Origin of the sequence: Gillisia sp. Hel_I_29 (assembly GCF_000744275.1) — a bacterium.
In the GTDB taxonomy this organism is placed as follows: Bacteria; Bacteroidota; Bacteroidia; order Flavobacteriales; family Flavobacteriaceae; genus Gillisia.
Genome location: NZ_JQLP01000005.1, coordinates 695,943 through 715,392, shown reverse-complemented (window position 1 = coordinate 715,392; position 19,450 = coordinate 695,943). Strand labels below are relative to the sequence as shown.

General features: G+C 28.9%; 17 protein-coding genes. 3 read left to right on the top strand and 14 right to left on the bottom strand.

The genetic code is table 11. The annotated features are described in order from the left end of the window. Positions 1–49: 49 nt before the first annotated feature. The 13 genes from P163_RS08330 to P163_RS08260 form a co-directional block, all read right to left on the bottom strand. Positions 50–883: a VOC family protein gene (locus P163_RS08330; RefSeq protein WP_034889518.1), complete on the bottom strand. Its 834-nt coding sequence runs from the start codon at positions 881–883 to the stop codon at positions 50–52. A gap of 116 nt (positions 884–999) precedes the next feature. Next, positions 1,000–1,953, bottom strand: a complete 954-nt coding sequence (locus P163_RS18555) for a VOC family protein (RefSeq protein ID WP_231556178.1) — start codon at positions 1,951–1,953, stop codon at positions 1,000–1,002. A 199-nt stretch (positions 1,954–2,152) separates the two neighbouring features. After that, positions 2,153–2,656 carry a hypothetical protein gene (locus tag P163_RS08315; protein WP_034889516.1) on the bottom strand — a complete coding sequence of 168 codons (504 nt, stop codon included), beginning with the start codon at positions 2,654–2,656 and terminating at the stop codon, positions 2,153–2,155. A 175-nt stretch (positions 2,657–2,831) separates the two neighbouring features. After that, on the bottom strand, positions 2,832–3,494 hold the full coding sequence (locus P163_RS08310) for an ATP-binding cassette domain-containing protein (protein WP_034889513.1): 663 nt from the start codon (positions 3,492–3,494) through the stop codon (positions 2,832–2,834). Between the two features lie 420 nt (positions 3,495–3,914). Then, complete coding sequence (gene lspA, locus P163_RS08300; RefSeq protein ID WP_034889507.1) at positions 3,915–4,445, bottom strand: signal peptidase II; 531 nt, start codon at positions 4,443–4,445, stop codon at positions 3,915–3,917. Positions 4,446–4,604: 159 nt separating this feature from the next. Continuing rightward, positions 4,605–5,996: a DUF4932 domain-containing protein gene (locus P163_RS08295; protein ID WP_034889504.1), complete on the bottom strand. Its 1,392-nt coding sequence runs from the start codon at positions 5,994–5,996 to the stop codon at positions 4,605–4,607. Between the two features lie 135 nt (positions 5,997–6,131). Next, a complete protein-coding gene (locus P163_RS08290; protein ID WP_034889503.1) occupies positions 6,132–7,562 on the bottom strand; it encodes an amidohydrolase family protein in 1,431 nt (476 codons plus the stop codon). A gap of 208 nt (positions 7,563–7,770) precedes the next feature. Beyond that, entirely contained in the window at positions 7,771–8,649 is an 879-nt protein-coding gene (locus tag P163_RS08285) for a retropepsin-like aspartic protease (RefSeq protein WP_081891316.1), read from the bottom strand. 92 nt (positions 8,650–8,741) lie between these two features. Continuing rightward, complete coding sequence (locus tag P163_RS08280; protein ID WP_034889499.1) at positions 8,742–9,341, bottom strand: Crp/Fnr family transcriptional regulator; 600 nt, start codon at positions 9,339–9,341, stop codon at positions 8,742–8,744. A gap of 157 nt (positions 9,342–9,498) precedes the next feature. Beyond that, positions 9,499–10,212, bottom strand: a complete 714-nt coding sequence (locus P163_RS08275) for a DUF2971 domain-containing protein (protein ID WP_051931186.1) — start codon at positions 10,210–10,212, stop codon at positions 9,499–9,501. A 169-nt stretch (positions 10,213–10,381) separates the two neighbouring features. Beyond that, the gene (locus P163_RS08270; protein ID WP_034889497.1) at positions 10,382–11,542 is read right to left on the bottom strand and encodes a HEPN-associated N-terminal domain-containing protein; all 1,161 of its coding nucleotides are present in this window, start codon (positions 11,540–11,542) and stop codon (positions 10,382–10,384) included. Between the two features lie 160 nt (positions 11,543–11,702). Further along, entirely contained in the window at positions 11,703–13,493 is a 1,791-nt protein-coding gene (locus tag P163_RS08265) for a UvrD-helicase domain-containing protein (protein ID WP_034889495.1), read from the bottom strand. Between the two features lies 1 nt (position 13,494). Beyond that, positions 13,495–15,543, bottom strand: coding sequence for an ATP-dependent nuclease (locus P163_RS08260; RefSeq protein ID WP_034889493.1), 2,049 nt, complete (start codon positions 15,541–15,543; stop codon positions 13,495–13,497). A 284-nt stretch (positions 15,544–15,827) separates the two neighbouring features. Here P163_RS08260 and P163_RS17840 point away from each other — a divergent pair, with 284 nt between their 5' ends. Beyond that, positions 15,828–17,294 carry a serine protease gene (locus tag P163_RS17840; protein ID WP_051931185.1) on the top strand — a complete coding sequence of 489 codons (1,467 nt, stop codon included), beginning with the start codon at positions 15,828–15,830 and terminating at the stop codon, positions 17,292–17,294. Positions 17,295–17,297: 3 nt separating this feature from the next. Further along, positions 17,298–17,771, top strand: coding sequence for a hypothetical protein (locus P163_RS08250; RefSeq protein WP_034889491.1), 474 nt, complete (start codon positions 17,298–17,300; stop codon positions 17,769–17,771). A gap of 122 nt (positions 17,772–17,893) precedes the next feature. On the opposite strand, the gene P163_RS08245 is transcribed toward P163_RS08250, so the two are convergent. Beyond that, positions 17,894–18,184, bottom strand: a complete 291-nt coding sequence (locus tag P163_RS08245; RefSeq protein ID WP_034889490.1) for a hypothetical protein — start codon at positions 18,182–18,184, stop codon at positions 17,894–17,896. 480 nt (positions 18,185–18,664) lie between these two features. On the opposite strand from P163_RS08245, the gene P163_RS08240 reads away from it, so the two are divergent. Continuing rightward, positions 18,665–19,450: an RNA polymerase sigma factor gene (locus tag P163_RS08240; protein ID WP_034889488.1), complete on the top strand. Its 786-nt coding sequence runs from the start codon at positions 18,665–18,667 to the stop codon at positions 19,448–19,450.

Genomic DNA, 19,450 nt, shown 5'->3' with positions numbered 1-19,450 from the left:
AGCTACCCTTTATTTGTGATAACCATTATTAGCAAACGTTTGTTGAACGTCACAAATATATAATTAATGGTAATTCAGGTCTTAAATCAAATGTTTTTTCCTGAATATTATTATCAAAATATAGTTCCATTAAATGTTCTTTTCCATTTTTTACAGCTAAGTGTGAAATTCCATTAACTGCTTTTATCGTTTCTGTTTTTAAATCTAAATCAGTTGATGTGATTACTATATTCGTGATTTTTTTCGCTCCATTTGGATGCTTATAAAATTCTCTTGCAAATGCGTATTCATCTGGAATATTTTTTAGGTCTGATATGGTTTCAAATGTGTCCGATTCAATTTCTGGATAAACGACAAAAATAGAAGGTTCTTGAAGATGCGTTTTGGAATTTTTAGCTGAATATATATTGGCATTTTCCTCCATCCAATCTTGGTGGTAACTCACTTTTTCAAATGGAATTTTTCCTATATCGTAATCTTTTATTCTCAGAGCTATGCTAAAAGGTAAAGCACCATTCTTTTTGAAATTTGCTCTTTTCGTAAAATCTAAATCTTTGTTTTTCTTGTTATTTTCCTCTAATTCGTTTTGGTCATAAACAAAAATTAGTTCGAGGTAGCCATTTAAAAAATTGAAATATCTTCCTGCTGTTCCTTGTCCTTTATGAACTTCCGAAAGTGAATCGGGAACAGAGTTAAATCCAATTTCGTTCAATTTTTCTTTAGCAGTTTTGGGATTTTCAACCCAAATATTGAAATGGTCAACCTGTAAATTCGATGAAATATTTTCATTTATTTCATCAGTTCTATTTTCTTTTTTTTCATCCTTGCAAGATGAAAAGCCTATGGTTAAAACCAAAATTACAATGTAATTACGTATTTTCATTTCAAATGTTTGCCATTGGTCTCGGTTCACACAAATTGCGGGAGTTGGGACACGGACTTGTCGGCTTAGGTTTTAATTGTTCGTTATTTTAATTATTTTCTTTGTAATACTACCCGTTATTTGTGATGATGGTTATTGGGTGCAGGTATTTGTACTTCTAGTTTTTTTATACATTCTTCTCTAATGTCCCAAATTTCTTCCAAAGTCTTTTTAATATGATTTTCTTCAATCCATTTCTTCAAATAATTTTTATGATATTCAACCTTAAAAATGCTTACTTGCTCTGGTGCGATTTCAACTTCCTCGATTATGTATTTCTCGAAATTGTCAATGTCGGAATCTCTATTGGTGATATCTATTCGTTGTTGATTAATTCTCAAATAACAATGCGCTTCTGGAATATATTCTAAACCACTGTTTATAATTGTTTTTTCAATTTTTGGTGTGTTTAAGTGGTTCATTCTATAGATTCCTAAAACAAGTTTTATATTTTGAAACTCGTTTAATTCCGCAATTTTTTTTAGAAATGAATGTTTGGAACTACAAGTTCCTTTCTCTTCTTTCAGAACTAGTGAAAAATCATCTCTATTGTGATTCCGTCCGTACGGAAGATTTTTAATTAATTCTATTAAATCACTCCAATTATTAATGTTTTTGCTTCTCACCAATTGAGTCAAATAATCATCTGAATTTAATTCCAAATGTTTAATTGATAATACGATGTTATATCCATCAGGATCAGTAATCATCATTCCATTTTGTTCCCAATATGGATTTTTAGGAATTTTAATTTTAATGTTTTTATTTTTGATGATATTCTCAATTATATCTAATTCAATTTGAGAGTTTACGTAAAAAACAAGTATATCATCTTCATCAAAATTACTCTTTCGTTTTTCCTTTGAAGTTGTAAATTCTAGATGCCAATCTAAATTTTCACCTCCTAAAAATAGACCATTATAATTGTTATGATTTTTAAAGCCGCCTAATTTTTCAAGACCAACTATTTCCGTATAAAATTTTTCAATTCTGTCTAAGTCGTTTGTATGTCTTGCATATCTAAATGTCATTTACTAAAGTTTCGTTTATACTTGCACCCAACGTGTCGGGCTACACAAAGTAGCGGGAGTCGGAATGCGAACTTATCGGTTTAAATATTTTTTTTCTTAGGATTCTAAATTACATTTATTCGGATAAGTCCATTATATACTATAAGCGATTTTGTAACACGTTATTTTTCCGTTTAGACTTTTATAAAAAATCCCCGATTTATAAATCAATTATTGACTTCATTGCTTTATAAGAGTTGAGTATTTTTTTATTTTCTATAGTGTGGTGATTTTTAAATTCAATCTTATCAAATATCTCCTGATATGGAGTAAGTTTTGTTATAGTAAATCGTATTTCCAAAAAATTTAAAGGTGAATCATATTCCAGAATACTTATCACTTTTCTCATATTATCATATTCGGATTCTAAACGTGTATAATAGTAGTCAACATTTTGAAATTCAGAAAATTCAGGTATAAACTTTCTAACTTTCTCCAATTTTCTTTCATCATCAACATATTTAGGTTTTTCCAATTCCTTTATGCTAGATATTAATTCTTTAATTTTCTCTTCTTCCCTCTGTTTTTTACTGGAATATTCATTTTGAAATTTAAGTTGTCTTAGTTCTATTTCTTGCTTTTCTCTCAATTTTTTTTCATCATTTGCTTTTATCGAATAAAAAATTGCAGCAAAAACAATAAGACCAAATATTATCGGAATCATTATCTATAGTGTTTGTTAGTTAATAATGTTATAACGGTCTTGTTCAACGCAAGTAGTGGGAGTAGGGACTTGGACTTGTCGGTTTAAGTATTTTCTTACCTAGGATACTAAAATACAATTTTTCGACAATACCCGCTATTTGTGATAACCCTTGTTAGGCAATGTATCTCTTTGGTCATTTTTTATTTAAATATTCACTTTTTATCAAATCATTTTTATTCTGAATTTTTAAGATTGATCCATCTTTTATTAAATAGTTTTTGTCTGATATTTCCAGAACGTCGCTATAGTAATGATCAGTTAAAATTATTCCCTTTTGATTTTTAAGCTTTAATAATAACTCTTTAATAAAGTCCTTATAAATGGGCTCAATCATAGAAAAAGGTTCATCTAATAGCATGTAAGAATGATTTAAATGACCTATTAGAAGGATTTCAAGATATCTAAGCTGTCCTAGTGAAAGTTCTTTAATTTTTCTTTGTGTAAAATTTCCAACTCCTTTTGAATAGAAAATTTTATCTTGATCACAACCATCTTGAAAAAAGAAAGGAATTATATTCCTTACTTTTATATTCTTAGGTAAGAATGTGTCTTGAGGTAGATATGAAATTTCTTGGTTTGGAATAATCTCGTTTTGATAATATGATTTTTGGTCTATTTCTATTGTTCCTTTATCATGTTTTAATATTCCAAAAATAATCTTCATAAGAGAAGACTTTCCAGTTCCATTTCTACCAAATATTCCTAATATTTCACCTTTTTGGCAGGTCATTGAAACGTCCTTGAGAATGATATTTTTTCCAAAGGATTTCTCTATGTTCTTTACCTGGAGACTCATCTAATAATTGTTATAATGAGCAATAATCCAGATGCAATAATAATATTTGAAAAGAAAACTTTTTTAATCAAATTAAGTTTTGAGTATCCTAGATTATAATAGGTATAATATTCATTGTTTTTGAAATAATTAAAACCAAAAAGGCCAAATAAGATACCAGCACTACAAAACAATATTAAACCATAAATTAATCCCGAGGAAATTCCAATAACAATAGCAAGCGGAATATTAAAACTATTTATTTCCCAAAAATATTTTAAAATCGGTGTATTCAACATTTAATCTTTTTAGTAAAATCTCCATTAGAGATATTTTACCTAACGGTAAAGTTTAGGACAAGTAGCCAGAGTAGGGATGCGAATTTGTGGCGTAAATTTTAATTGTTGGTTAAGTTAATTATTTTCTCTGTGAATCAATCCTTTATTTGTGATAATTGTCGTTATAAACTGGTTTTAACGGAATCTTTCTTTTACTAAAGAGGGAACTATACGCAAGTAGAATTGCTGCTATTGTAACTGAAACATCTGCCATATTAAAAACTCCAGTATGAATTGATCCAACTTCTAAATACATGAAGTCGGTAACGGAATTGTAAAGAATACGATCGATAATATTACCAATTCCTCCACCAATGAAAAATGTGAAAGCAACAAAATTTGTTTTTGAAACATCTTCTCTTTTATATAAAAAGTAGAATAGATAAAACAAAACTACAATTGGCATTATTTGAAAAATGAATAATTTAATTATAGGAGGAAAATCGGATCCAAAACTTAATGCAGCACCAGTATTTTCAACTTTAGTTAAAATGAAATTATCTTTTACTACCTGAATTCTTTCATTTGATTCTATATTATCTCGAACCTCTTTTTTAGTGATTTGATCACAACTAATATTAGAGATTATTAATAGTAAACCGATAATTAGTTTAGTTAGTCGTTTTCCTTGCATCTGAATTTTATAAAGTTTGTTGGTAACGGTATCAGTAACAAAAGTAGCGGTAGTAGGGATGCTATCTTTGCAGTTAAGGTATTTTTTTACTTAGGATACTAAATTACACTTTTTTGATAATACCCGTTATTTATCATGATCATTATTGCCTGCAGTTTTTTACTTTTCCAACTTTAGATTTTCAATTGTTTCTTTTACGAAATCCGAATATGTGTGGGTAAAATATTTTTTATTATACCATTTTTCCATTGCCGGAATGATTTGTCTTAAATATATAAACTCTCTATTTTCTATATAATCATGTGAGAGTTTTTGAGCAGTTATTTCATCATTTAATTGTTTTGCTATAAATATTTCTCCTGCTCTAACGAAATGTTCATATAATGTATATTTCCATTTTGAATATGCTTGCTCAGACATTTTCTTTTTAATTGGCTCGAATAGAAATTCTTTATTATTTATTATTGAATCACCCACTTTATCAACTACGGGATTTACAAATGAATGCCCAAACTCGTGAACAGAAATATTTCTCAATTGTAAAGCATTTGCATAACCAAGAGATAAATTATTTAAATCATCTATTTCAGATGGTAAAGTAAACGAACCAAATACATATCCTATATTATCATTTTCAGAAACTGCATAACCTTGACTAAATGGCATTGTTAAACTTGCATTTAAAAAATATTCACTTGCTTCTTTATTATATAGATGTTCCATTTCTGTAATAAAATTTTCATCTGGTAAATTGTTTTTTACCTCTTCAATCATTTTATTATAGTAGGGCTTATACTCTAGTAAAAACTCATCAAATTTTATCTCGTTATAAAAATTATTCAATGCTAAAATAAATTGTTCTTCATCTTTTTTCGAATCGAAAAGGGTATGCAAAAAAGAGTCCCCTTGTTTATGTTTTGCATTTGGAAAGTTGGATAAATTAATAACGAATTTCGTGTAATCTAAATACCAATGTTTTTTGAAAAAATCTTTTAAAATTTTTAGATTTTCAGAATTTTGATAAGTCTTAAACCTATCTCCAATTTTTAAATTTAAACTAAATAAGTCAGCGACTTTTACTTTACTACCATTATAGTCAAAGGTGTTGTTGCTCTCTTTTAAACCTGAGTACATATTTGATAAGAAATAAGCCAAACTTAAAAGCTCAAAGTTGGAATTGTATTGTACTTGGATTTCTTTCCTTTTGTAGGTCGGATATTCTAAATTAAATTTTCCTTTAGCATCTTCACCTTTGATTTGAATAATTAAAGGATTGTTTAGATCAAACTTTAAGTGCTCTATTTTATTGGGAATATAATGGAAGCCTTTTCGGTTGACATCTAAGTTTAAATTTCCTTTATTATTAATTGTTAAATAACTGAGGTAAGCAATTTGGTTTAAATTTCGTTTGAGTTCAATTTTTTCTTTTCCATTAAAATCGTCATAAGATGCGGTGTAAGATTTGTCATTCTGATCACTATACCAATTTTTAGTAGTTCTACATGAAGTAATTATCAGAATAAGTAATATGTATTTAAGGTGGGTTTTCATGAAAATTGCAGGTAACTGTTTTGCTAAAGGAAAGTAGATTGAAATAGGGTTATGGTTTTGCCGACTTAGTTTTTTTTAAAAGGTTTTAAAAATCCTCCGTTTGCTCTTAATCGATTTTAGGCACAGTTTTATCCTCTAATATTCTCGTCTTTTCTTCCATTCATATTTATCTTTTTCTGCGTTGTTTTTTTGTTCTAATTCCAAAAGCATTTTATCAAGCTTAGCTTTGCCAAGCCATCGACCATTCACAAATACACCAGAAATTTTTCGTGTATTTTTTATATCTTCTAGAGGATTGGCATCTAGTAAAATAAGATCCGCATATTTTCCTATTTCTACAGTACCAACTTCTTTGTCGATGCCTAACCATTTAGCTGGCAAACGAGTAGCAGAAATCAGTGTTTCTTCATTTGTTAAACCTGCATCGACTAATAACTCCAACTCGTCGTGAAGTGAGAAACCTGTTACTACGCCGGAAGTTCCTGCATCGGTTCCTGCAACCATTGGTACTCCAGCGTCATTAAAAGCTACTACTATTTCTTTATGAAATGTAATTAAACTGTCTAAATAATCAATAAATTCTGGACTTGAATGCTTGTTGTAATTGTTCGATGTTAACCATTTATCTTGTAAAAGTGGATGTACATACTTTAAAGTTTCCATTTGTCGAATCGAATCGAGAGATTGAACTTGATCTCTTATCTTGACTATAGCTATCAAATTAGGGATTAACCAAGTATCATTTTCTTTTGCTAATTGAGCAAAATATTGAGCGTCTTTCTTTGTCTTATCTTGATTTCTTATTTGCTTAGAAAATTCTTCTGCATGGGCGACTAAACCAAAATGTGGAATAAAAGCTTCTTCTGTTTTACCTTTATAAGCATCTGGAATATGTCCGACAACTTTTAGTCCTTGTTTTTCAGCTTCATCTACGAGTGCTTTAAAAGATTCAATATTTAAATTAGAATATGCTTTTATAAAATTGTAACCTTCAGCTTTTGCACTTCTAACAGCTTGTCGTGCATCTGAGGCTGTATTTACGATTCTTCCCCCATTATTTGGGTCTCCACCATTTATCATTGCCGCAATTGCCATTCGTGGACCAATAACCTTTCCCTTAGCAATTTCGTTTCTTTGCCCAAAATGCTCGACTCTTCCTCCAAGGTCAAATATGGTTGTAACACCGTTAGCAATATATGGTGTCATAATATCCTGTGTGTCCATAAAAAATGTAGCACCTTGAGTAGGTGAATTTCCTCTGAAATTAACATCAGAATTAGTATGTACATGCATATCTATAAGACCAGGAATTAACCATTTTCCAGTTCCGTCTATAATCTTTCCATTCGTTGGAATTGAATCACTGTTAATAGATAAAATTTTTTTTTCAATTACGATTGTTGCATTTCCAATGATTTCATTATCTGTGGTCATAGGAATGATATTGACGTTTTTAATTATGTAAATATTATTTGCTAGATCTTTATTTTCAATTTGTTGATTATTCTGTGCACCTAAATTGAAATACATAATTACAAATAGAACTAGAAGTTGTGGATATTTCATTTTGATTGGTTTATGAATGCTTTTTTTAAAATCCGATGAATTCTTTTGGTCGTTACGATGCTTATTAAAATTGAGCCTAATGGTCTCAATTACATAACCTAAGGCAGTAAGGATGCGAACTTGATGCCTTAGGTTTTAATTGTTGATTAATTTAATTATTTTCTTTGAAAAGCAACCCGTTATTTGTGATAACCGTTGTTAGCAAATGTTATTTTTGCACTAATATTCTTTGGTTAGCAATATCAATTGTTAATTTTTCTCCAATCCAATTAATTCCCATTATACCTTCATATATAAGGCCTTCAATAAAAATAGCGTCGAAATCTTTAACTGATGCATTGTTATTATCATCTATTAATTCGGGTATTTTCGTGATAAAAAAATTGTTACCCTCACCTTCTTTAAAATAACTTTTTTTATAAACCTTTTTTATTAATGTTGAATCAATTTTAAAAGCTGTTAGATATCTCGAATTAAACCTATAAACGTCAAATCCTGCACCACTATCTAATCCTACATTCAAGTTTAATTTATTGTTTAGTTTAATGTTAGTAGATATACTTACATCTATATTCCTGTCATTAGTTATTTGAATAGGCATTTCGAAATCTTTATCTTTAATTAAATCTTGCATGGACGATTCGGATTCAATTGTAATGACTTTATTCTTAAAATCTATACTTATTGGTGTCTTCCTGAATAAAGTTAGGGAGATTAATCCGTCATATTCAAAATCTATATCGTAAACTCCAGTAATTACATTCTTGACATTAAAACTGCCTAATGATAAAGATTCTAGATTATATAGATCAACTTGCAATTCTTCACCTGTAGCTCTATGTCCTGTATAGAAATTGTCCGTTTGTTGTAGATTTTCAATTTTATCTTCAAAATTTTTAAAAATTATATTTATTCCTGCTCCAGTATCAAATATAAATCTTCCTTCTACACCATTAATTTTAACTGGAATTATTATATGTCCGTATTGAGTCAATGTAAATGGAATACTCGTTTTATTTACTAAATTTTCTTGTGAATAGGTTAGTGTTGATAGTAGCATTATTAAAATGGCAGTAAACTTTCTCATAATTATTTAACTTGGCTTATTTATTATTAATCTCACGAAAGTATTTAATTAAGAATAGAGCGTACTGACACATTTGTGTCAATTTTTATTTTTTAAAGATTTTTTCTAATTCTGGTTAGTGATTGTCTTTCAATTCCAAGAAATGAAGATAGATGGGTTAAAGTTATTCGATTTATTAGCCTCGGATTATTTTTTAAGAAATTGAGATATCTTTGCTCTGCATTTTCAAATAAAAAACTTTCAATTCTATTTTGGCGTTTAATTAATAAATATTCAGCGATCAGTCGACCATATTTTTCAAAATTTTTAAACCTGGAATAGCATTCTTGAATTGAATTGTATGATAGATTAATGAAGATACAAGGTTCTAAAGTTTTAATATAAAATTTTGAAGGTATTTGTTGTATGAATGAACGATAGTCCGTGGCTGTGCTATTTTCACTTAGAAAAGCTGTGGTAACTTCCTTTCCATCAGCGGTCAAATAGTAACTTCTTAAAAGACCGCTATAAACGAATCCTAAGCTTTCTTGAACTATTCCAGCTTTTAGATAAAATGTTTTACTTCTTATTTGAGTAAGGGAAACTTTCTTTAATATAAATTCTAATTCTTTTTCTGCCAAATCAGGACAAATTTCTAATAAGGAATTTGAAAATGCCCTTTTTGCACTATTAAAATTTTCAGATTCTTCCATTCATAATTATATATCTAATTTTTTATAAAATGATTTTAGCTAACGGTCTCGGTTAACACAAGTTGCGGAAGCAGGGACGCGAACTTGTCGGATGAGATTTTAATTGTGGTTAATTTAATTATTTTCTTTTAAATGATACCCGTATTTGTATTAACCATTAATTTGGTGTGCTAAACATTTTTAGATTTTCTAATTTTACAGATTTCAGTTTATAGCTATTCTGTTCTAAAGCAATTTTATAAAAATCAATTTTCTTTCCTTTAAAAATCTCTAAAATTTGATTGATATGATTTGTGCTCATCTTCAAACCAAAATAGATTCCTTTAATTGCATCTTGAGAATATGTATTTAATCCAAACTTGTCAGTAATTATTCTATATTCTTCTTCGTATTCCCATCTTTTAGATTTAAAAAATCCTGATTTTTTCATATGGGAGTCTGAATTTTTTGGTAAAATATCGGTATAGGGTATTTCAGGTGGATCATCCGAATAGCGAACTGAATCAGAGATTAAAATTCCATCCGTTTGCAGTAATTTATCTAAATCGTATTGGATACAAAATCCTTTATGTGAATTAGAATAATGAGCCCAAAGAAGTTCATCAAGTGGAGTTTTAGATAATGAATAAATTCCTTTCTCAAGATTAAAAGAAAGAACATCGACTGCATTCTGTTCAATAAATTTTCTTTCCTCTACAGAATCAATTCCAAAAAGCTTTCCTAGTAAATTAAGACCAAACTTTATATATTTTGAATTAACAATTCCCTCGCAAGGATCGTTTAATTCTTTGGAAGTGGAAGCCCAAAATTGATTATGCTTTAATGAATCAAAATCATATTTTTCTCCACTTCTATATTTATATACAAACATTTTATATTTCTAAATTCTCTTTAAATTAATTGCCACAACGGTCTCGGTTATCGAAGTTGGTGGAGTGGGTAATGCGACATTATCGACTTAGACCTGTTGGTTGGTTAATTTAATTATTTTCTTTTAAATGCTACCCGTTATTTGTGATAACCGTTGTTGTGTGTAGTAATTATACTACTTTTGTTTTTAAACTGGATTTACTAAATGTCAAATTTTCTATTGATTCTTCGTGGTCGTAAAATAAAACAATATTTTTTAGACTATTTTCTTTTGATGAAGGATAAATAATTCCGTCAACATTTAGATTTGGATTAAACCTTATGTATTCTGTAACAATTTGTGTTGGAATATATTCAATTATCGTGTCTGAATAATTAATTGGCTTTGTTATATCTTCTATGAATCCATTTAAAAATGCGATTGTATCAATATCATCATTAGCTGTAGAATCAAAAATACTTCCTGCAATTGGTAAATCCGTTAAGTCAACAAGTTTAAGAGTTTCATTAGTCCTAAAAATTCCAGTTGTATAAAAAGGTTTAGACTTGTCCGAATAATCAACAACCTCTTTAATAGTTAATTCTTTTGACTTACTAGAATAAAACATTGATATTCCAACTGGATTCATTCTTCCATTTGCTTTAGATAAATTTTCTGGTGCAGAAGCTAAATGCTTTGCGAGTTTAACTTCCTTTTTAGTTTTATGATGACGACATCTATACAATGCAGTGTTCTTTTTTAATTCAGTGATTAAATTAAATTTTATGATTGAATTTTGAACTTTATCAAGTAATGATATTGGGTCAACAAGGTTATAATTAGAAAACACATCTTTGTAATGAAAGACAAATCTAGCTTTATGTTTTACAATTTTTTTGAAATGAGACCAAGAGTCATTTAAAAAATCAGTTTCAGAACCATATTCATCTTTATAACAATAAAGATTTTCATTACTTAAATAATTATAAATATCTTCAAATAGAGTTGTATCATTAATTCTTAAGTCTAGGTAATCTTCATACCATAAATCATAAAAATCAAATGTATTTCCATCCAAACCGTGAAGTCCATCTTTATTCAAATATCTTGATTCGTTAGGATTTTCAAATAGATAGTCAATACCAGTTATTAAAAGTTCGAGAACTACGTTTAATTCAACAATATTAATTTTTTTATCACAATAGTCACATATACCTTTTGTTCCTTTGTCCTTTATATACTTTTCGATGAAGGCGTTTTTAATATGTTGAGAACAAACATATTCTTTTGTTTCTAAATTATATAATTCATCTCCAACATCATTTCCAGTTTTAAAGTTTCTTTTGGACATCGATTTTTCTTTTATTACACACAACGATTAGTATATGAAAAGTAGGCGATTTCGAAGCACGAAACTTTCGGTTAGGCACTTACTTTGATACGAGCCAAAAGCCTTGATTTTATTACTATTTCGCCTATTTTTATATACATTGGTAGGTTTTCGTGCTTTTTTATTGTGTTTTTATGTTTTTAGAACCAAACCATTCAGTTATTTTATTCATTGCTGAATCTCCCATTTGAGAAAGAGCTAAAACAACTAAGTTTTCTTTAGCTCTAGAACAAGAAACATAAAACAAATTTTTAGTTCTTAATTTCCTATGTTCCTTATCATCAGTGTCATTAAAGAATTTTTCGAAATTATATTGACTAGGCCAACTCGTATCATCAATAATAACCAAAACATTTCTATATTCTTCTCCTTTCGTTCCGTGCTTAGTGGAATATGAAGTTTGTTCTTGAATGTGTTTAAAGGCATAAATTATCTCATTATAATCAGTTTGCATTAATGAGTTGTAGAATTCTTTATTTTTAATTGCAGTTTTCTTTTCTTTTTCGTCAATAATACGAGTAATATCTTTATTTAGCTGTTCTATGAATTTTTGCAATTTGTTAGACGGTAATGACAACTGGTTTACTTGGCAAAAATCAAAAACATCTTGAACTGTTCCAGTCGTTCTTAAAATTGTCAATTCTTTTAATTTACTTTCTATTTCTTGTTTGTCAGAATGTTTAGTTAGAGAACTAAAAACACCTTGTAGTTTTAAATATTTTATAACTCCATTATAATTTTTGTCCTCCCAAAAAGAAACTAAATGTTCAATTCCTGTTTCTCGTTCTTTAGAGGTTTTTTTGTCTTTAGAACCAAAGAAATAAGAAGCAAATTGATTTTCTCTATTTAATAATTCAGCTTTGGGGTCAAAAAATCTTTTAGAATAGGTTTTGTATAGGTTTCCGAAACCTGCTCTTTCCGCAACTTTACTATTTGCAATTATTAAAATTTTATCAATCCCAATCTCTGAAAAATCCCATCCATTTGTTTCTAAATTTGACACAATACTATTGTAATCTGAATCTTTTTTTGTTGCAATTCTTGCTCGATAAGGTGTGACTTTTTCTTTTGGATTCATAGGAGCATTTGTACAATTAATGAATTGAACACTTCCATCAATACTAACTTTACTTTTAGGTATTGTTTGAGTTATATTATCTCGAATTTCGTTTAATAGATTTACCACACTTACGGAAGATCGATAATTATCATCTTTAGTTACAAGTTCAAGTTTGTTTGAATCAATATAAGATTGAAGTGAACCAATCCCTTCATCATAAATTTTTTGATATGAATCTCCATAGAAACCAACTAGTAATTTTGTTTTATTTCTTTCAAGTAGATAATTTACAATAGCATCAACTGTTTCACTTGCGGTATCTTGATATTCATCTATAAATATGTATGGATATTTTTGACCTAGAATATGCGTTAAGAAAATATAGTTTTTAAGTATTTGTAAAGACAAAGTTATTACATCATCATGATGCAGACTTCCTTGTTCAAAATCTCTATAACCTCTATCATCATAAGTAACTTGTGTAATTCTATTCTTTAGTCCTGTTTCGCTCTTGTAAGATTTATCAGTAGGGAGAGCTTCATTCAATACATCTAATTCGATTATTAACTGTTTGTTGAACCTTTTGATACAATCCCATAAAAATTCGTGAATGGTTGAAACAATGACTAACGGATTATTTTCAAGTCTTTCAATGATTTCATTTTTTGCAACATTGGTGTAAGTTATACAAATAATTTTTTGATTGTTTAATTTGATGCTTTCTCCTCTAGTTTCTAAAACGTAATTTATGGTTTGAATTAAAGTATATGTTTTTCCTGAACCTGCACCAGCTTCAAGCACATAGCTTTTGTTTTCTTCTATATGTTTTATTATTTGTTCAATAGCTATCATTCTAATCGTTTTTAGCTAACCAAATCAAACCTTCATTTATATATTCTGGAACTTTCCATTTTCCATATTTCTCTTCATCAAATGACATAATATCAAATGCGAATTCCGTTTTTTGTTTAGATGTAATATTATCCGGTATTTCCTTAGAAATATCTTTCTTTTTTAGGTATGAAAACGCATTTTTAATAATAAGATTTTCTTCTCCTTCCTCAATATGTTCAGATATAAAAAACTCTTTGTTTGCATTTATAAAAGCATCTTCAAAACTTCTTGCGTTAAAACCATTTTCATTTATTTGATAAGCAACACAAATATTATTCTTTATTTTTTCTTCAACTTTACAACTTATTAATTCTGATATAGTTGTTTTTTTGGGTAACCATTTAGTTAAAGTATGGTTTGTGGTAAATTCGCCAATATCAACTTTACATTTTCCCGTTTTTTCTTTACCATCTTTAGTGTGTTTATGAGCAGAATCAATATCTGTAATTATTAATGTTCTTACATTAATGAACTCTAACATTTCCTTGAAAGAATGTGCGTAAGCTCCACCAACTTCAAGTATTGAAACATATTCATTACATAATGAAATTGCAGATTTCTTAATCATTTGGGGTAAAAGCATACGTTCGGTAGTACCTTCAACCAAAATAACTTTATCAGCAAAAAATAAATCAGATTTATGTAGCGTTAAATATTGTCTTAAAAATCTAAAAGTTCGTTTATCATCTTTAATTTCTAAATTATTGAAATCTTGATTTGTAATTTTATACCCAGAATCAGTAGCCAACCTATTAAAATATCTGATTCTATTAAACCCTCTTTCAGTCTCAATTCCAGATTCTGAAAGAATATGAGAAGAATGTGTTGTGACGATTACTTGAATTTGTATATCGGTATCTTTTTTAGCATCTTTTACAACTTCTGAAACTTGACTGATAAATATTTGTTGCATCTGAGGATGCATATGAGCTTCAGGCTCTTCAATAAGAACAACAAGAAAATTTGATAGTTTTTCTTCTTTGGAATTTTTAAACTTCTCAATGAAACTTGCTAATTCTAGAATCATATAAATTAGATTGCTGTAACCAAGTCCATTATAACTTTCTGGCAAATCAATTTCGTCTTGTTTGTAAAGATATTGAATGTTGTTTTTTATAACTTTTTCAGAATCAAATTTTGAATTTATTCCTATTGGAGGGATTGTAATTGGTGTTTTTGCTCCAAATTTTTCTAGTTTGGACATTATGCCTTCTAAAACTTTTTCATATTTGATTTTCAATTCTTTAGAAACTCCTTTCAGTGTCTCTTCTAAATCTTTAACATCTTGATTGTTAGTTTTATCCCTTTGTTTATAGTAATTAGAAAAACCGATTGACAATGCATTAGTAGAATCACCTTTTGTATCATCTAAAATTCTCATTGCTTTTATACTTTCAAAAAGTACTACTTTTTGAATTTTGGTTTTAAAACTATCCTCAATTATTCTAGTATAATCAGAATCTTTATCAAGGGCATAGCAAACAGTATCGTATAAAATCTTAATGTTCTCGTGAAGATATTTTATTAAGCCGATGGCTTTATCTTCTCTGTTTTCAAATGATTGAAATAGTTTTAAAGTATTTCTTGGTTCAAAAGAAATACAGATTGTAGCATCATTTCTTACATTTTCTAGGTCTGTTATAAATTCACTTAGCTCTATTAATGATTCATTATTCTCTGTATTGTACTCAATTTCAAAATTGATTTTAATTTTTGGAATTTCAACTATTATTTGTTTTTCAAGTTCTTCACGCTCTTCTTCTTTAATTCCTTCTTTCTTAGATTTTAAATAATTGCTATGAACAGTAATGAAAATTGCATATGAGCTTTGTGCAAAATCTTCGAAAATAAACTTTCCATCATTAGAAGTTGCTAATTTTATTGCTTCAAAAAAAGAAGTTTTTCCTGTATTATTCTTTCCCACAATTAAAGTGATATCATCCTCTAAGTTACATTCTAGATTCTCTAATAGACGGAAATTTTTAACCTCAATTTTTTTAATTTTCATTTAAATTATTGTTTAGTGTAGAGTGTTTTTCACATGAAACCTAACGGTCTCGGTTAACACAAGTTGCGGGAGTAGGGACGCTAATTTGTCGGCTTAGTTGTTTTTTGTTAGGATACTAAAATACACTTTTTCGACAATACCCGTTATTTGTGATAACCGTTGTTGGCAACTGTGCTTTGTTCTTTTTAATTTTTATCTGTTAGATGTGAATGGATTTGTTAGATTACATTAGTTTTAAAGAATTTTTTATATTTTTAACAGACCCTACACTAACTTAAATACTTATGAAAAATAGAATTTTACTATTACTTTTTTCATTTTTAGTAATAAGCTGTAAAAAAGAACCTCCATCTCCGGATGAATTGTATGATAAATATAGAGAAAGTGTAGTTCTTATAAAAAGTGATTATTATCATGAAATACAAGTTGCTGAGGATATCAGTTTTTATTTTACAGGATCGGGTGACAACTTTCGCTTATATCAGGATAAAGAAGAAGCTTTTAGAAATGCCGATGTATCATTTGGAACCGGTTTTTTAATTGATAAGGAAGGTAAGATTGCAACAAACAGACATGTAATTTATCCCGAATATGATAAAAATTCTGTATTTGGTGAGCTTGATAATTTTTATACGAATTTAAAGCAAAATATTAATTTGGATATCCAGGCTAATAAAGATACTTTAAGTTGGATTAAGGAGTATTATAATGATAATTATGATTATCTCTCTAATTCGGAGATAGAAAAATTTAAAGAGACATATTCAAATATTCAAGCTAAAAATGAAAATTATAATGATTTAATTGGACTGCTTAATTATGAAAAAGATAAGGTTCAAATTAATCTTGTTAGGACTAAGTTAGGAGTTGCATATGATAACACATTTATAGAAAATAGTGATGACTTTGCAGATTGCGTGGCAATTCGAAAATCCGAAAATGAAAATATTGATTTAGCCATTATCCAATTAAAGAACAAAAGAACCCCCTCACATATTAATAATTTGTTATCTCTACCTAATCTGGAAGAAACCAATCCAATAAAATTAAATGATGAAGTATATATGATCGGTTACAATCATGGATTTGATTTAGCAATAACCAAAGAAGGTGTAAAGTCTCAATTTACTTCTGGAAATGTTAGTCAGGATCCTGATAGTGATAGAATTTTATATTCAGTTCCTACCTTACCAGGCTCTAGTGGTAGTCCAATAATTAATAAGTGGGGAGATTTAATTGCTGTTAATTATGCCAAAACCTACGATTATCAAGGTTTTAGTTTAGGCATTCCCATTCGGAATTTAGTGAAGCTTTATAATGATTTACCGATCGAAAATGATAATACCCCAGCTATTAATCAAGATGAAAGGATAGTATCAAGGAATAGTAGTGAAAATTCAACAAAAGTGGACTACTCTAATAATATAAAGTCTTTATTAACTGCGGAAAAGGATCGAAATTTTGATAAAATTTATAGTCATTTTTCTAAGAATATAAAGAGATATTGGAATATAAATTATCCTACGAAGGATGAAATTCATAAGCAATACCTAGATTCTTGGGAAACTGTTCGTTCTTCTAGAAATGAAGATGTTTATGTGGAGAAAATAAATGACTACAATTATATTCTGAACACAAAATTTTACTATGTCCTTGATAAAACTGGAGAGCAGAAAAGTGTGGAAAGTGAAGTTCGCTACAAGTTTAACGATGCTGGTCAAATAATCGAAGTTTATGGTGTTGATAATTAAATTATGAAAAAAATCACCTTTCTGCTATTTCTTCTTTTTTTCAATATTTCTTTTTGTCAGGAAACAAAAGAGGATGTTATAGCTAAATTTATAATTAAAGATGCTTCTCATAATGGAGTGGATGTAACACCTCAGATTCTTAGTGAAAATGCTTTTGTTGTTTTATACAAAACCGATGAGAAAGTTCTTATGGCAAATGTTTGGTCAAAAAGTAACTCTCAGAGTTCTGGAAGAATTTATAACATTAAGCAAAAAGAGATCAAAGAATCGTTAGATAATTATAAAAAAGAAATCTATAATTTTAATTGGCGGTATATAAATTCATATGATCATAAGAAAGGTACGGCCGAAGTTAAATTAGAAAAGATATATAAACCTCAAGGTGTAGCTTTTATAATAACTATTATTCCTGAAGACCTTGATTTAATAATCTACAGAGGTTATCAAGAGGGATCTATTGATTTTTCTTCATTGTAGCAAATTCTATAAAAGCATTGTTGCCAACTGGTTATATGCAAACCAAAATACTTATATATTCTAAAATATTCCAAGATAAGCGCAATACTAGTTAGTATATAATAAAATGATTAAAATCAAGTTTAATATTTGAAACTATCATTCAAATATTTTCCATAGCGTTTCTCTACCAATTTGAAAAAATCGGATAATTTAATTCCGCGATTAAAACAAATTGTACTTAATGTTGACAAGGGCATGTTATAGCCATCTTCCTGCTGAATTTTTTCTATAATATGATAATTAACGCCATACATTTTACCGTATTTTCTAGTACTTATATCATTTGATGTCAACCATTCTTCACTAATATATTTACAAACGTATTTATTTGATAAATAAACTTTCCCGAGATGCATGTTTTTCTTTGTCATTAATACAAATGAAAAGATTATCAGAAATTTTAATGAGAGTGTTCGCTCTCATTAAAACTTTTTAATTATATTTACCTCATATTATTATATTTGCGAAACTTCTTTAAGTAAATATTAGAAGCATTCGCTTTGAATCTCGTGCTGGAAAACTGGTAATTTTTAAATGGAACGAGAGAATAAGCAAGATGCTCACGACCCGGGGCGTGGGCTCTCTTATTGTTCCAAAGGTATACCAGTACCGCCTGCGCAATAAGTTGAGTTCCACGCCTTTTTACTTGTAGAAAAAGGCACTTCTTCTCAACATAATTTCAAAGCTTCTTCTTTTTAAAAATTTTAGAACTCGCATAGCTATTGGGTATATCCATTTCTGGATTTGTCATAATAGCTACAGCTTCATTCCCTACATAATGCTGTAATGGCAGGTGAAAACCTGTGCAATTAAATTTTAATGATTATGTCATAATTTAAAAGAGTTCTATTATGCGGGATAATAACTATGAACTATTAAAAGTAAATGATTCATCAGCGCTGGTACATATTCATGCCCGATATAGCCGGATGGTCTATTGGGTGGGAAAAAGAATCATCAGTGATGATTTTGTAGTAGAATCTTTAGTACAGGATACCTTCTTAAAGTTATGGGCGAATCGCGATAAGATCGAATCTGAAAAACATCTCTTTTTCTTTCTTCGGATGGTGATGAAAAGGGAATGTTATTCCTATTATACCAATCCGAAACATAAATTTTTTAAGAATATAAATTCCTTAGAAAGCTATGATAACTACCAGGATTATTTAGCAGGCTATGATCCTAAAGAAGATGCACAAAACTGGAAAGATCAGGAAAATCAACAGGAAGATTTTGATCAAATTATTCAGGTATTACCCCTACTCCAACCAGAAAGAAAACGACTGATTGAACTCTGTTTAAAATATGAATTCCGCTATAAAATAATAGCTAAGCTAATGGGAATGGGTATAACTGAGACCCGTAATGAGGTAAACAAAGCTATCCTAGATCTTAAAAACATCATCAACCAAAATAATGTCCTTGAGTTACATCAGCCATCTATATTAAATTATGATAACAAGGTTCAGGTTACCCAAGAACAACAAAAGGTTTTAGAGCTGCGATGTAAACACAACTATTCCTTTGCCTCTATTGCCAATGAGCTTAATATTTCTCAAAAGGAAGTACATACAGCATTTACCCAAGCTTATAAGCTAATGCAAGAGGTACAGGAACACCAATTAGAACCTGTTTGA